This is a genomic window from Aminobacter sp. LjRoot7, assembly GCF_964252895.1.
GTDB classification, from domain to species: Bacteria; Pseudomonadota; Alphaproteobacteria; order Rhizobiales; family Rhizobiaceae; genus Aminobacter; species Aminobacter aminovorans_B.
In genome coordinates, this window is the sequence record NZ_CAXUPX020000001.1 from 244,020 (window position 1) to 258,592 (window position 14,573).

The window sequence follows — 14,573 nt, forward strand, 5'->3', positions numbered from 1 at the left end:
AGAGGCTGCTCGGCCTCAAGTCAGGCCGAGCCAACAACCTAGACTTTTCTAGAACCGGTTCGGAGCGTTTGCTTGCACGCCTGAACATCGGGAGCAGGTATGGGTCGCTTGCCGGCCGCCCCAGCAGGCTTCGCTAGCGCACGATAGTCAGCCGTTCAGCCGCACGGGTGATCGCCGTATAGAGCCAGCGCTGGCGCGTGTCCTTGAACGCCCAGCTCTCGTCGAACAGCACGACATTGTTCCACTGCGAGCCCTGCGCCTTGTGCACCGTCAGCGCGTAGCCATAGTCGAAATCGTCGTAGCGCTTCTTGGTGCCCCACGGGATCTCCTCGTCGGGGTTCTCGAAGGTCTGCTTCAGCAGCTTGATCTTGGCAACGCCGCGATCGGGATCGTCCTCTTCGGGTGCTACCAGCAGATTGATGCCCGGCTTCACCGTCTCGCGCGACGAGGTCATCACCTTCCACAACGAGCCATTGAGCAGTCCCTTGGCCGGATCGTTGCGCAGGCAGACAAGCTTGTCGCCGGCCTGCGGATAACCTGCCGTGAAACCCTTGAGCTCGCGCAGCCGCTGGTTGTAGCGCTTGCGCGTCCGGTTGGTGCCGACAAGCACCTGGTCGGCGTCGAGCACCAGATCCTGGGTGACGTCTTCCTTGCCGATCACCTGCGCGGCGCCATAGTCGCCGCGCATGAACTCGCGGCCCTCGCGCACGTCGAGCGCCAGCCTAAGGATCGGGTTGTCGCGCGCCTGTCGGTGGATCTCGGTAAGCAGGAAATCCGGTTCGTGCTCGGTGAAGAAGCCGCCACCCGAGATCGGTGGCAGCTGTGCGGGGTCGCCCAGCACCAGCACTGGCGTGCCGAAGGTCAGAAGGTCACGCCCGAGCTGCTCATCGACCATCGAGCATTCGTCGATAACGACGAGCTTGGCCTTGGAGATAGGGCTCTGGCGGTTGAGCGAAAACGTCGGCGACATCGAAGTCTTGCCGGTCTGCTCGTCGGCGATCGCCTCCTCGCCCTTCGGCCGGTAGATCAGCGAATGGATCGTGCGGGCGTTGGTGGCCCCCTTCGAGCGCAGCACCTGCGCTGCCTTGCCGGTGAAGGCGGCGAACTGCACCTGGCCGTCGACATGCTCGGCGAAATAGCGCGCAAGCGTCGTCTTGCCGGTGCCGGCATAACCGAACAACCGGAATATCTGCGGCCTTCCGGACTTGAGCCAGCGCGCCACGGCCTGCAGCGCTTCGTCTTGCTGAGGTGAAAAATCCATCGTTTCGACTGACAGGATTCGCGCCGCAAGGGCAAGGGATTGCGTCTCGAAGCGCCACATAAGCTGACAAGCTGGCCCAATCAGGTGCCGTCTTCCCCAGAAAGGAAACCCTTGTTCATCAGCCGACTGCAAGGAACCAGGCAAGTTGTGGTATCCTGGCGAGAGCATCTCCGGGAGGGCGGCTGCAGTGACCAGAAGCCTGCGAAGCGATGAGGCCATTGCCTGGCCTGCCCTGCTGGTGGCGGCAGAGTGCGGCGACGCGGCCGCCGCCCAAGCCGAGCTTGCGGCTGGCGCCGATGTCAATCAGTCCGACGACGACGGCTGGTCGGCACTTCACCTGTCAGCCCTCAATGCCCATGCCTCGATGGTCGAAGCCCTGCTCGGCCACCCGGACATCGATGTGAATTGCAGGAACAGATGGAAGAGCACGCCGCTGAGCTTGGCCTCCGCCAGGGGCCACTACGCGTGCATTCTCGCCATCGTCGGACACCCGCAAGCGGACATCAATGCAAAGGCGGAGTATTACGGCAGGACGGCCCTCATCGAAGCCGCGAAGAACGGTCATCTCAATGTCGTCAGGCTGCTCGTGGAGCGCGGTGCGGATGTCAACGCCACCGACAAGAGCGGGCGAAACAACGCCCTCATCGAGGCGATCAAGGGCCGTCACTATGCGATCGCGGAGTATCTGCTGGCCACAGGTAAACTGAACTTCCTCAACAAGGACATCAGGCTGAATGCCCTGATCTGGGCCGGCAGCAGCCACGATCAACCGTTCATAGAAAAACTGGAGGCAGCTATCTGCAAGTTCTTCGACGGCAATTGAGCACTGTCCTACCCGCTCGCCTCGCGCCAGGCAGGCGCCATCAATGACACCCAAATGAGCGTCACACCCATTGAGATGGCTCGTTCCGAGCCAGCGGCTGGCCTGTCAGTTTGCACGGCCTTGCCATTAAGTTTGCGTCGGACTGCCATTACGCCGCTCAGGATCGAAGAAAGCGCGTGCCTTGCAGACAGATCCTGAAACCCTTCAAATCCGACCGCTGAGCCAAGCCGACGCTTCCTCAGTGCGCGACCTCTATGATCGCGCAGCCGACTTCGTCATGCTGGAATCAGGCACGGAGCCTTCGGACACTATGGTGGCAGAGTTCTTCACCGACTGTCCGCCAGGCAGCGATCTCGCCGCATCCTGCAAGCTCGGCATGTTCATATCAGGTGGAGCGCTTGTCGCGATCGCCGACATGGCCTTCGGCTACCCTGAAACCGACGACGCCTATATCGGGCTGCTGCTGATCGATCAGAACTGCCGTGGCATGGGCCTCGGCCGCACTTTCCTCGACCATCTGACCGCAACCGCACGGGCCCGCAAAGCGACACGGCTTCTGATCGCCGTGCTCGATGAAAACACCCGCGGCCGCGCCTTTTGGGAGCGCGAGGGCTTTCACTTGGTCCAAAGCATCCCGGATTTCAAAGCCGGCCTGAAAACCCACATTGTGCACCGCATGTGCCGGCCGCTCTAGGGCAAAGTAGCCAAGTTCCACGCGTGCCAGGCAGCGACGAGGCGCTATTTCCCCACTTCGATGGTGACGTTGCTGATCCCGTAGCCACCTTCGATCAGCCTGGTGCGCAGCCTGACCTCGTCCTTGCCGACGAATCTCGGGTTTGGCGTGTAGAACGCCTTAACGCCCGGAACCTTCACCCAGTAACATTTGCTCTTTTTTGTAACGTTCGGAAGTATCTGCATCTTTCGGAACGTGACCTTGCCATTCGAAGGCCCTGAAACCACCGTGACATCAGGAACACCCTGAGGCGTGCAATTGGCGTCGATCGAAGTGGTCTGAAAAATGATCACCGGCTTGGACGGCCCCGTCTTCTCGGTCCAGGCTAAGGTGAAGCCATTTGGCTTTGGCCCATCCATTCCGGGGTGGAGGAACCCGCGAGCGTATTGGAGACACACCCGGCAATCAGCACGGTCGCCAGTAAAACCGACGACACAACTGCATAACTTCGCATAAAATACACGCCCCATTGCCCTGAGGAAGCATAGTTCGACAAGCGTGAGATATACAAGACCTCTAATTCTTGGCGCAAGCAGCCAGACTCTTTAGATCAAGGCCGCTTCCGGATCATTCTCCAGCAGGATCGGCTCGCCATGCGGCGTGGCGTGCGCGGCCCGCTCCCAGGCGGCGGCGACTGCGTCGACCTCGTCGTGGCCGGCAACCCCCTTTTCCGCGAGCAGCCTCTCAAGTGCGGCCAGCCAGCGCTCGTAATAGTCGCTACCGTCGGTTGCGGCCTCCGGACGCTTCACCTCCGCCGACAGCCTCTCGGCCCACTCCGCCCAGCTGAACAGGCCGCGCTCATGTAGTGCCACCACCATGGCAAAGGCCTCAGCCTGCCACGGCTCGGCGAAGACAGGCGCATCGAGTGCCCCTGTCCCGACCGGAATCCCTGCCTCATGCCGGCTCAAGGTAGCTCTCCCAGGCATCGATGCTGACGGTGAGCGTCGGGTCGGCGCCGTCGCCCCACAATTCGCCACCGGAAAACACCACGGTGTAGACCCGTTGCGGGTTCTCGCCCTGGCCGGGCGCGTTGCTGTCGGGGAAGACAAAACCGTCGCGCACCGCGTCGATCACGCCCTCCTTGCCGCGGGCGTAACGCGGCAGGCGGGTGTGGCCAGTCGGGTGAAAATTCCTCGTACGCACGCGCTGGCCGACCGCAAACCGCGCCGCCCCATCCACCGGCCGGTCGCAGGGCCCGCCCTTGGCAAGGGTCGCCGGCACGTTCTCCGCTTTCAGCACTCTCTTGGGCATCGCCGAAGGATCGACCGCATCGCCCGCCGTGAGATCATTTGCCGTGACAAAGTTGTGGCGATTGAGCAGCGTCTCCAGCGCCTTGATCCAGATCTCGTAATAGCTCGATGCATAGTAGTCAGCAGGATGGAGCGACTCCCGTGCGTGCCGGCTCTCGTCGATGTTCCAGGCGCCCATGGCGCCCGCCGTCAGCGTCACGCCAAGCGCGCGCTTTTCCCATTCGGCGTGGAAATAGGGTTCGTCCTTCTCGGGTGCCACCGGGCCGAACCCCATCTGCCCGCCGAGATCGTGCGGTCCGTTCATGCGGCCTCCCGCGCCAGGCCGGTGCCGATCATCGAATCGCGCGTCACCAGATCGGCGAGCTTTTCCTCGCTCCAGCCATCGGTGCCTGTGGGTCGCTGCGGCACGACGAGATAGCGCAGCTCGGCGGTCGAATCCCAGACCCTGACCTTCCTGTCGTCCGCCAGCGTCACCCCGAACTCCGCCAGTACGCCGCGCGGGTCGATCACCGCCCGGCTACGATAGGGCGGCGCCTTGTACCAGACCGGCGGCAGGCCCAGCACCGACCACGGGTAGCAGGAGCACAGAGTGCAGACGACAAGGTTGTGCGTCTCGTCGGTGTTGAACACCGCCTGCATGTGCTCGCCCTGCCGCCCGGTATAGCCAAGCGAGGCGATGGCAGCGGTAGCGTCGCGCTTCAACCAGTCGGCGAATTGGGGATCGGACCACGCCTTGGCCACCACGCGCGCGCCATTTCGCGGGCCGATCTTGGTCTCGTAGGTATCGACGATGACGTCGATCGCCGCAGGGTCGATCAGGCCCTTTTTGGTCAGGATGGTCTCCAACGCCCGCACGCGCGCGGCCATCGGGTCGAGTTCGTTGTCGTGATGGTGGTCGTGGTCATGATCGTGAGACATATCAGGAGGCTATGCGTGTGCACCCTGCCACGCAAGCATCCTCGGCTTGGGCCAGCAGCCGTTTGCGGTGCCGCCTCGAAGCTCGCTATCGTCCCGCCATGCGGGTTCTGATTCTCGGCGGCAACGGCTTCATCGGGGCGGCGGTGGCAAGGTCGCTTGCGGCGCGCGGGCATTCGGTCGTGGCGCTGGCGCGAGACACCGAAATTGCCGCCCGCCGCCAGCCTGATATCGACTGGGTCAAGGCCGACATCGCACAGCTGTCGCGCCCCGAGGACTGGCGTCCGCTGCTTCAAGGCATCGATGCGGTCGTCAATTGCGCCGGCGTGCTGCAGGACGGCCCGCGCGACGACGTCACTGCTGTGCAGTTCAACGCCATGAACGCTCTTTACCAGGTCGCCTCACCACGTCTCGTCGTCCAGATATCGGCGCGCACCGACGACGTCGCGGCAGACAGCCCCTTCTTCGCCACCAAGCGGCGGGCCGACGCTGCTCTTCGCGCCTCGGACCTCGCTTTCGTCATCCTGCGCCCAGCAATTGTCATCGGGCGCGCCGCGCATGGCTGCTCGGCCCTGCTGCGGGCGCTCGCCGCCTTTCCGCTTGTCACGCCGCTGGTCTTCGCCGACAGCCGCATGCAGTTCGTCTCGCTTGACGACGTCGCCTGTGCCATCGCCGATGCCTTGTCGGGCTTAATCCCCGCCGGCAGCGATCTCGATCTGGCAGCAACTCAGACAATGACGCTCGCGCAAGCCGTCGCCCGCCACCGCCAATGGCTCGGCCTGCCGCCAGCACCCGTGCTCACCCTGCCCGCAATCTGTGCCAGGATCGCCTCCGGTTGCGCCGATCTGCTCGGCCGGCTCGGCTGGCGATCGCCCTTGCGCTCGACGGCGCTCGAGGTCGCCGCAGGCGGTGTTGCAGGCCATGCTGCGAGCTCCGGCCGCAACCTCCGTTCCCTCGACCAAACGCTGGCATCAAATCCCGCCAGCATCCAGGACTTGTGGTTCGCCCGGCTCTATCTGCTCAAGCCGCTGGTATTCGGCACGCTTTGCCTGTTCTGGCTGCTGTCCGGCATCATCGCCTTGCTGCGTTTCGACGCTTCCTCGGCGCATCTTGCCGCCGCCGGCGCGCCTGTTGCGCTCGCTTATGCCATCACCCTGGTCACCAGCCTCGCCGACATCGCGCTTGGCATAGGCGTGGCTGTCCGCCGTTACGCCAAACCGGCACTGGCCAGCATGATCGCGCTGTCGCTCGCCTATCTCGCATCGGCCACGGTGCTTGCGCCCGGCCTCTGGGCCGATCCGCTCGGTCCGCTGGTCAAGGTGCTGCCATCGATTGTGCTGGCGCTGGTGGCGCTTGCCATACTGGACGAGCGTTGAACGATGGAAGAGCTTCTCCGCCTCGCCCACGTCCTCGGTGCTGCCGTACTGTTCGGCACCGGAGCAGGCATCGCCTTCTTCATGGTCATGGCCTACCGCACCCGCGATCCCGCAACCATCGCCCATGTCGCCGGCACGGTGGTCATCGCCGACACGGTCTTCACCGCCACCGCAGTCATCCTGCAGCCCGTCACCGGCGCCTGGCTGGCACACGAAGTTGGCTGGCCGCTCACCGAGCGCTGGATAGTCCTGTCGCTCGCGCTCTATGTGCTGACCGGGCTGTTCTGGCTGCCAGTCGTCTTCATCCAGATCGAGCTGCGCAACCTCGCCCGCTCCGCGGCCGCCACCGGCAAGGCGCTGCCGGCGCGCTATTTCAGGCTCTACCGCATCTGGTTCGCCTGCGGCTTCCCGGCGTTCTTCAGCGTCATTGCCATCTTCTGGCTGATGCTCACCCGGCCGGCGATCGAATTGTTCTGACTATTTCAGCATCGGCCACAGCGTGGCTGCCAAAAGCACGCCCATGGCAATGTTGAACCATTTCAGCCGCACCGGATCGGCGAGGAAACCACGCAGCGCCATGCCGAAGCCGGCCCAGCACGACACGCTCGGCACGTTCACCACGGCAAAGGCGCCCGAGATGATCAGCACCGACAGGAACGGCGCTTCGGTGCTGGTGTAGAGCGCCATCGCGGTGACTGCCATCACCCAGGCCTTCGGGTTGATCCACTGGAACGCCGACGCCTCGAGAAACGTCATTGGCTGGCCCTTGCTCTCGCCGTCCTTGCCGAGCGAACGCGACATGGCGATGCGCCAGGCAAGATAGAGCAGATAGGCCCCGCCGGCGATCTTGAGCACCAGATGCAGCGCTGGAAAAGCCGTCAGAAGCGCGCCCAGCCCGAAGCCGACGCCAAGCAGCAGCGACAGGAAGCCGAAGCCGATGCCCAGCATGTGCGGGACCGTGCGTACGAAGCCGAAATTCACCCCAGAGGCCAGCAGCATGAAATTGTTCGGTCCCGGCGTGATCGAGGTCACGAACGCATAGACCAGCAGTGCAAGGAATGCGTCGTAGGTCATCGATCCCTCCCTCGGGTAATTTTATGTCAGTATTACTGACCTTATTTAAAAGATTCAACAACGATCCAGCGACGCACAAGCGCTAAGCCAGACCGGCCGGAACGCTGCGGTGGCGGTACTCAATCGCCGCCGCAGCCGCCACCGTCGCCATCTCCGCTACTGCTGCCACCAGCGCCGCAACCGCTATCGCCGGCCTTAGACCGGCGGCGCCGCCTGCGTCTGATTGGCAGGAGCGAAATCGCCGCGATGAAGCCTGCCACGCACAGGCCCACTCCAATCTCTTTTCCGATCATCCCACTGCTCCAGAGCAGCGAAACCGTAATCACGACCAGCACCAGGGCGATCCCGAAGCTGATCTCCGCCGCAGGCAGGACCGCGGATCCTAGTCCGAGCGCCCCGGTCGCGAGCGGCCGTTTCCCGGCGTCCACGCTGGGCCACAAAGCGGCATCGGGGGTCTCGCCGAACTCGTCGGTCAGAAATTCAAGCGTCCTGGCGTAGGCATCGCGCAGCGGCACCTGGCTCTCCTCCGCCCCTTGGCTCGGATAGTGATGCACCTCCTGCCCCAACGTCTCGTCGCAGAAGCGCTTCCAGTAGTCCTTGGTATAGGTCAGGTGCAGGTGCCAGACCTTGTCGACATCAGGCGACGGGCTGAGCATGCCATCCGAAATACAGACCAGATAGATGAAGCGCCTGTATTGATCGATCGCCGCCTTCGCACGCCCTGGCGTCCAGCCATTCTCCCGGGCCAGCCGCACTGAGAACGGAGCTTCGGCTCGCGGATCGTCGAAGTCGTAACTAGCGATCTTGTTCCAGAGGTCCGGGTCGGTCAGGTCATTCATCTTGAGCCGGGGGCGTTGAACTTGAACGCCCGGAACCTACACCGCCCGGACGTTCTTGCAATCACCCCTAGGCAACCAGAGGCTGCCAACGGCTGGCCCCGCTACAACAATTGCGGGGCCGGCAGATAGGGCGTCGGCCGAGGCCGCGCCCTGCCGTCACATTCCCTGCGGGCCGCGGTTCATCGCCGCCACGCCGGTGCGGCAGACCTCGACGAGGCCGAGCGGCTTCATGATCGCGATGAACTGCTCGATCTTCGACACCTTGCCGGTCAGCTCGAAGATGAAGTGTTCGGTGTTGGCGTCGATCACCTTGGCGCGGAAGGCGTCGGCAAGGCGCAGCGCCTCGACGCGGGCGTCGCCGGTGCCAGAAACCTTGACCAGCGCCAGTTCGCGCTCCAGCGCGCCACCGGTACCCAGTTCCTGTGCGGTGACCGTCAGGTCGACGACGCGGTGCACCGGCACGATGCGCTCGAGCTGGTGCTTGATCTGTTCGAGCACGTGCGGGGTGCCGCGCGTCACGATGGTGATGCGCGACAGGTGCTTCTCATGTTCCGTCTCCGAGACGGTCAGGCTCTCGATGTTGTAGCCGCGGCCGGAAAACAGGCCGATGACGCGGGCAAGCACGCCCGGTTCGTTGTCGACCAGCACCGATAGCGTGTGGTTTTCCGGCTTCTCGGTTTCCTTGGCGATAAAATAGGCCGAACCGGTGGGCTGTAGCTGTGCGTTCATAAGATGAATCTCGATCTCAGGCGGTTGCGCCAACTCGTTGATTGTGCGGCCTTCCCCGAAGGCCGCACGCGGTCCGTCACACCAGTTCGCGGCCCTTGGCGTCGATGGCGTTGGCCACTGCCTCGTCGGTCGCCTCGTCGGGCAGCAGCATCTCGTTATGCGCCTTGCCCGACGGGATCATCGGGAAGCAATTGGCGAGCGTTGCCACGCGGCAATCGAAGATCACCGCCTTCTTCACCGAGATCATCTCCTTGATCGCGTCGTCGAGCTCGTCCGGCTTGTCGCAACGGATGCCGTGGCCGCCATAAGCCTCCGCCAGCTTGACGAAGTCGGGCATCGCCTCGGTGTAGGAATGTGACAGGCGGTTGCCGTGCAGCAGCTGCTGCCACTGGCGCACCATGCCCATGTAGGAGTTGTTGAGGATGAACACCTTGATCGGCGCATTGTACTGAAGTGCCGCACTCATCTCCTGGATGCACATCTGCACCGAAGCGTCGCCGGCGATGTCGATGACCAGCGATTCAGGATGCGCGATCTGCACGCCGAATGCCGCCGGCAGGCCGTAGCCCATCGTGCCCAGGCCGCCCGAGGTCATCCAGCGGTTCGGCTTTTCGAAGCCGTAGTGCTGGGCTGCCCACATCTGGTGCTGGCCGACCTCTGTCGTGATGTAGGTGTCGAGGTGCTTGGTGTTCTCATACAGCCGCTGGATCGCGTATTGCGGCATGATCACGTCGCTGTTGTGCTTGTAAGCATAGCTGTCGCGAGCGCGCCACTTGGCGATCTGCTCCCACCACGGATACAGCGTCTTCTTGTCCGCCTTGGCGGTCGCCCGCCACAACCTGACCATGTCTTCCAGCACGCGGCCGACATCGCCCAGGATCGGCACGTCGGCGCGCACGTTCTTGTTGATCGACGACGGGTCGATGTCGATGTGGATCTTCTTCGAATTCGGCGAGAACGCATTGAGGCGGCCGGTGATGCGGTCGTCGAAGCGCGCGCCGATGCAGACCATGACGTCGCAGTCATGCATCGCCATGTTTGCTTCGTAGCTGCCGTGCATGCCGAGCATGCCGAGCCAGTTCTTGCCCGATGCCGGATAGGCGCCGAGGCCCATCAGCGTCGAGGTGATCGGGAATCCGGTCAGATCGACCAGTTCGCGCAGCAGGTGGCTGGCTTCCGCGCCGGAATTGACCACGCCGCCGCCGGAATAGATGATCGGCCGCTTGGCGGTGGCCATCAGCGCAACCGCTTCCTTGATCTTCTCCAGGTCGCCCTGGACCTTGGGCTGGTAGGAGGTGCGCGGCGCGGTCTGCGGCGGCGTGTAGATGCCCTTGGCAAACTGCACGTCCTTCGGGATGTCGACCACGACCGGGCCGGGACGGCCGGTGGTGGCGACATGGAACGCCTCATGCAGGATGCGAGCCAGGTCGTTGACGTCCTTCACCAGCCAGTTGTGCTTTGTGCACGGCCGGGTGATGCCAATGGTGTCGCATTCCTGGAAGGCGTCGGAGCCGATCAGCGAGGTCGGCACCTGGCCGGTGATGCAGACCAGCGGGATCGAATCCATCAACGCGTCTTGCAGCGGGGTCACTGCATTGGTGGCACCAGGACCCGAGGTCACCAGCATCACGCCGGGCTTGCCGGTCGAGCGTGCATAGCCTTCGGCCGCGTGGCCCGCGCCCTGCTCGTGGCGCACCAGAATGTGCTGGACGTCGTCCTGCTGGAACAGCTCGTCATAGATCGGAAGGACGGCGCCGCCGGGATAGCCGAAGAGGTGCTTGACGCCATTGTCCTTCAGCGCCTGCACCACCATTTCGGCGCCGGTCATTTCGCGTCGTCCGCTGTCACTATGTCCGCTCATCGGTCCGTCCCGTCTTTCCTTCGCCGTTCTCGGCGGTTGCTGCTCGTTTAGTCCTGTTTCGGGCAATAAAAAAGGCCCCCGAGGGAGCCTTCACATCTGCGCATGGGGGGATTTCGCCCGGCGGTTACACCGCCTTGCCCACGCGCAGTCCTACTACGAGAATGAGTGTCTTGTTCATGGGCGCGGACGTTAGTGCGCAGGACGCCGCGCTGTCAACCGGGCCACGGCAAATTTTCCGCAACGTCATGGCACCCTCGATCAGTTGCATCCGAACGAATGCCTTAACGTTCGCTACACCATCCACCATCACCCGACCTTAACTGCGCCGCGCTAGGCTCTCGCACAGGGAATGGGGAAATGATGTCGATGTATGTTGAACGTCAGGTCGGCGGAGGCGAAAACACCTCCCAGGAAAGGCGCGACCCCAAGCAGGACGATGCCCGCATCCTTGGCCACGTCGTCCAGTGCGATGGCGCCCGCGCGGTCATCAGCGCCTATGCCGAAGGTGGTATCGCGGAAGCGAGCGGCCTGTGGACCGTCGGCCGCATGATCTGCATCAATCTCGGCGAAACCCGCACCATCGGCCTCGTCTATTCCATCGCCAAGTCCGACCGCTCGTGGAGCAGCGAAGGCGACAACCCCATCGAGGTCAATGTCGAGCTGATCGGCGAGGTCCGTGACGTCGGCGCCGACAAGCACCCGGTGTTCGACCGTGGCATCACCGTCTATCCTCATATCGGCGCCATCGCCCACCGCATCCGCAGCCGCGACCTGCAGGCGGTCTACGACCTTGCCGGCCGCCGCACCGTCACCATCGGCCAGCTGTCGCAGGACGACACCATCGACGCCTGCATCGCCATCGACGAGACGCTCGCCCGCCATTTCGCCGTCGTCGGCACGACAGGCGTCGGCAAGTCGACCGCCGTCTCGCTTCTGCTGCGCAAGGCAATCGGCGCCCGACCGGACCTGCGCGTGCTGATCATGGACCCGCACAACGAATTCGCGGCGTCGCTGCCCGAATATTGCGTCAAGGTCGACACCAACTCGCTCGATCTGCCGTTCTGGCTGTTCCGCCTCGAGGAATTCTCCGAAGTGCTGTTTCGCGGCCGCGAAACAGACGCCGACGAGATCGATGTGCTGCGCGACCTCATCCCCGTCGCCAAGAATCTCTACCGCAGCCCGCAAGGCGGCGCCTTCCTGCGCCGTGGCGTCGACGCGCTGACCGCCGACACGCCAGTGCCCTACCGCATCGCCGACCTTATCAAGCAGATCGACGAACGCATGGGCCTGCTCGAATCGAAGAACGAGCGGCCGATCCTGAAATCGCTGCGCACCCGCATCGAGTCAGCCCTTGCCGACCCACGCTACCGCTTCATGTTCCATTCCAGGCTGATCGAGGACACCATCCACGAGACGATCGGCAACATCTTCCGCGTGCCGACACATGGCCGCCCGGTCACCTGCTTCGAAATGGCCGGCATGCCCTCGGAGGTCGTCAATTCGGTCTGTTCGGTGCTCGCCCGCCTCGCCTTCGACCTGGCGCTGTGGAGCGAAGGCCGCCTCAAGCTGCTTCTGCTGTGCGAGGAAGCCCACCGCTACATGCCCGCCGACCACCGCCTCGGCTTTGCGCCGACCCGGCATGCGCTGTCGCGCATCGCCAAAGAAGGCCGCAAATATGGCTGCTATCTCGGCGTCGTCACCCAGCGTCCAGGCGAGCTCGACCCAACCATCCTGTCGCAATGCTCGACTGTTTTCGCCATGCGCCTCGCCAACGAGCAGGACCAGGCGATCATCCGCTCGGCCATCGCCGATTCCTCGGCCTCGACGCTGTCCTTCCTGTCGTCGATGGGCCAGCGCGAGGCCATCGCCTTCGGCGAGGGTGTTGCCACCACCATGCGGCTGAAATTCGAAAAGCTGTCGGACGAGCTCATCCCCGGCACAGGCAAGCGGGCAACCGAGGCGCCGACGGGCAATGGCGACGACGTCGACCTGGCCGCCGTTGTCGAGCGCCTGCGCAACGTTCCCAAGCCGCAGGCCGCGGCGCTCGGCTTTGCCGAGATAGTCGATGTCCAGCGCCAGGCCGGCGACACCGACTATCGCAAGCCGGCCGCCGCAAGGCCGCAGCCGGACGATGATTTCGACACCCGCTTCGGCCTGCGCCCCTCGACCTTCGGCGGCCGCCCGCCGCAGGGTTAGGCTGGCTCACAGCTTCTCGAGCCAAATCTGACAACCGCGCTGGCCGACAGCCACACGCCGCTGACTGTCTGCAAGCCTTCAGATGCCGGAACCGTCCAGCTGTTCCTCGTCCTCGCCCTCCCAGGGTGTCGGCATCTCGGGCGAATTCTTACTCAGATTGGCTCTCGGCAGTGGCATCCAGCACTTCAGCTCCGGATCGGCATAGCCGATGATGCAACCCGGATAGGAATCGCCGGCGCGCCAGCCTTCGATGCCGAATGCGTCGGGCCGGGCCCAGTAGGCCACGTCAACCTCCGCCGGCCCCTGTTCGGACGGCCGCACGGTGACCAGGATCCGGCTGCCGTCCTTTGGCGCGCTCGCCATGTTTCGCCACCGGTCTGAATCGTCCATTCGTCATCCTCCTCTGCCCTGAAGCGCCGCCGCCATTCGGCCGGCAGCAAGATCAGTGTTGCGTCGTTCGGCGAGGACGTCCAGCGTCAAGTTCAAGCCAACCCCCAATGACAGGTGAATTCCGTCGCAGTCTGGCGCAGTCGCCATCCGGCGCTGAGCCATGACATCTGCCGCCGCAGCCGCAACCATGAAAGCTCGGCACACCGTGGAGAAAGCGCATGGGCGAATGGACACTCTCCGAAACGGTCTCGACAAGCGCTGGCCGCATCAGCGCCGGCCGCGCCGGCGATGGCCCCGACCTCGTGCTCGCGCATGGCTGGCCTTGGTCGTCCTTCTCCTGGCACCGGGTCATCCCTGATCTGGCGCGGCGATACCGGGTGCATTGGTACGACATGCCAGGCTACGGGCGATCGGACAAAGCTGCCGCGCAGCGGACTTCGCTCGATGTCCAGGGCGAAATTTTCGCCGAGATGCTCGCCCACTGGCGGCTCGTGCGCCCGTCGGTCATTGCCCACGATTTCGGTGGCGCCACCACCTTGCGCGCGCATCTTCTGCTTGGCTGCGACTACGACCGCTACGTCCTGATGAACGTCGTGGCGATGCGCCCCTGGGGCTCGGCATTCTTCGATCACATGGGCAGGCATGTCGAGGCCTTCCAGGGGTTGCCCGCCCATATCCACCGGGCGCTGGTGGAGGCCTACATCAGGGGCGCACTGGTCGGCGCTGTCGCCGACGACGACATCTACGGCCTGGTCGAGCCATGGTTGACGGACGACGGAGCCGCCAGCTTTTACAGGCAGTTTGCCCAGGCCGACGAGCATTACACGGCAGAGATAGAACCCCTGTTCGGAAAGCTGCGCTGCCCGGCGAAGATCATCTGGGGAGAAGACGATCCCTGGATCCCGCTTGAGCGGGCGAAAGCCCTTCACGCCCTCATGCCGCAGGCAGGTTTCGAAACGATCCCCGATGTCGGCCACATGCCACAGTTGGAAGCGCCGAAACGTTTCCTGGCGAGCCTGGATAATTTTCTCTGACGGCTCACTGCGCCTATTGCTATCGGGGAATTCGTCAGGCCGTGCCGAATGGCGTGAGTTTCGAGAACCGGAGCGGAGCGGACAACAAGTCC

General features: G+C 63.8%; 16 protein-coding genes. 6 read left to right on the forward strand and 10 right to left on the reverse strand.

Annotated features, from left to right (window positions below):
• Positions 1 to 133: 133 nt before the first annotated feature.
• A complete protein-coding gene (locus ACSQ3E_RS01230; protein WP_436121289.1) occupies positions 134 to 1,261 on the reverse strand; it encodes an ATP-dependent DNA helicase in 1,128 nt (375 codons plus the stop codon).
• A gap of 187 nt (positions 1,262 to 1,448) precedes the next feature.
• Here ACSQ3E_RS01230 and ACSQ3E_RS01235 point away from each other — a divergent pair, with 187 nt between their 5' ends.
• Positions 1,449 to 2,084 (forward strand): ankyrin repeat domain-containing protein, encoded by a 636-nt coding sequence (locus tag ACSQ3E_RS01235; protein WP_436121290.1) that lies wholly within the window; start codon positions 1,449 to 1,451, stop codon positions 2,082 to 2,084.
• Positions 2,085 to 2,265: 181 nt separating this feature from the next.
• Positions 2,266 to 2,778, forward strand: coding sequence for an N-acetyltransferase family protein (locus ACSQ3E_RS01240; protein WP_436121291.1), 513 nt, complete (start codon positions 2,266 to 2,268; stop codon positions 2,776 to 2,778).
• A gap of 44 nt (positions 2,779 to 2,822) precedes the next feature.
• On the opposite strand, the gene ACSQ3E_RS01245 is transcribed toward ACSQ3E_RS01240, so the two are convergent.
• From ACSQ3E_RS01245 to nthA, 4 genes are all read right to left on the reverse strand, one after another.
• The gene (locus ACSQ3E_RS01245) at positions 2,823 to 3,176 is read right to left on the reverse strand and encodes a hypothetical protein (RefSeq protein WP_436121292.1); all 354 of its coding nucleotides are present in this window, start codon (positions 3,174 to 3,176) and stop codon (positions 2,823 to 2,825) included.
• 186 nt (positions 3,177 to 3,362) lie between these two features.
• Positions 3,363 to 3,725, reverse strand: coding sequence for a nitrile hydratase accessory protein (locus ACSQ3E_RS01250; RefSeq protein ID WP_436121293.1), 363 nt, complete (start codon positions 3,723 to 3,725; stop codon positions 3,363 to 3,365).
• A complete protein-coding gene (gene nthB / locus ACSQ3E_RS01255; protein ID WP_436121294.1) occupies positions 3,712 to 4,371 on the reverse strand; it encodes a nitrile hydratase subunit beta in 660 nt (219 codons plus the stop codon). The genes ACSQ3E_RS01250 and nthB overlap by 14 nt, the downstream gene beginning before the upstream one ends.
• Positions 4,368 to 4,985 carry a nitrile hydratase subunit alpha gene (nthA, locus tag ACSQ3E_RS01260; RefSeq protein WP_436121295.1) on the reverse strand — a complete coding sequence of 206 codons (618 nt, stop codon included), beginning with the start codon at positions 4,983 to 4,985 and terminating at the stop codon, positions 4,368 to 4,370. The genes nthB and nthA overlap by 4 nt, the downstream gene beginning before the upstream one ends.
• A gap of 98 nt (positions 4,986 to 5,083) precedes the next feature.
• On the opposite strand from nthA, the gene ACSQ3E_RS01265 reads away from it, so the two are divergent.
• Complete coding sequence (locus ACSQ3E_RS01265) at positions 5,084 to 6,358, forward strand: SDR family oxidoreductase (protein WP_436121296.1); 1,275 nt, start codon at positions 5,084 to 5,086, stop codon at positions 6,356 to 6,358.
• A gap of 3 nt (positions 6,359 to 6,361) precedes the next feature.
• Positions 6,362 to 6,835: a DUF2269 family protein gene (locus ACSQ3E_RS01270; RefSeq protein ID WP_436121297.1), complete on the forward strand. Its 474-nt coding sequence runs from the start codon at positions 6,362 to 6,364 to the stop codon at positions 6,833 to 6,835.
• Here the strand turns inward: ACSQ3E_RS01270 and ACSQ3E_RS01275 are convergent, their stop codons facing one another.
• The 4 genes from ACSQ3E_RS01275 to ACSQ3E_RS01290 form a co-directional block, all read right to left on the reverse strand.
• The gene (locus ACSQ3E_RS01275) at positions 6,836 to 7,432 is read right to left on the reverse strand and encodes a LysE family translocator (protein ID WP_436121298.1); all 597 of its coding nucleotides are present in this window, start codon (positions 7,430 to 7,432) and stop codon (positions 6,836 to 6,838) included.
• A 119-nt stretch (positions 7,433 to 7,551) separates the two neighbouring features.
• Entirely contained in the window at positions 7,552 to 8,271 is a 720-nt protein-coding gene (locus ACSQ3E_RS01280; protein WP_436121299.1) for a glycine-rich domain-containing protein, read from the reverse strand.
• 156 nt (positions 8,272 to 8,427) lie between these two features.
• Complete coding sequence (gene ilvN / locus ACSQ3E_RS01285; RefSeq protein ID WP_115731472.1) at positions 8,428 to 9,000, reverse strand: acetolactate synthase small subunit; 573 nt, start codon at positions 8,998 to 9,000, stop codon at positions 8,428 to 8,430.
• 76 nt (positions 9,001 to 9,076) lie between these two features.
• A complete protein-coding gene (locus ACSQ3E_RS01290; RefSeq protein ID WP_310317325.1) occupies positions 9,077 to 10,861 on the reverse strand; it encodes an acetolactate synthase 3 large subunit in 1,785 nt (594 codons plus the stop codon).
• 366 nt (positions 10,862 to 11,227) lie between these two features.
• On the opposite strand from ACSQ3E_RS01290, the gene ACSQ3E_RS01295 reads away from it, so the two are divergent.
• Positions 11,228 to 13,057, forward strand: coding sequence for an ATP-binding protein (locus ACSQ3E_RS01295; protein ID WP_436121300.1), 1,830 nt, complete (start codon positions 11,228 to 11,230; stop codon positions 13,055 to 13,057).
• A gap of 78 nt (positions 13,058 to 13,135) precedes the next feature.
• Here the strand turns inward: ACSQ3E_RS01295 and ACSQ3E_RS01300 are convergent, their stop codons facing one another.
• The gene (locus tag ACSQ3E_RS01300; protein ID WP_310317320.1) at positions 13,136 to 13,447 is read right to left on the reverse strand and encodes a hypothetical protein; all 312 of its coding nucleotides are present in this window, start codon (positions 13,445 to 13,447) and stop codon (positions 13,136 to 13,138) included.
• A gap of 218 nt (positions 13,448 to 13,665) precedes the next feature.
• Here ACSQ3E_RS01300 and ACSQ3E_RS01305 point away from each other — a divergent pair, with 218 nt between their 5' ends.
• Positions 13,666 to 14,481: an alpha/beta fold hydrolase gene (locus tag ACSQ3E_RS01305; RefSeq protein ID WP_436121301.1), complete on the forward strand. Its 816-nt coding sequence runs from the start codon at positions 13,666 to 13,668 to the stop codon at positions 14,479 to 14,481.
• Positions 14,482 to 14,573: the final 92 nt, after the last annotated feature.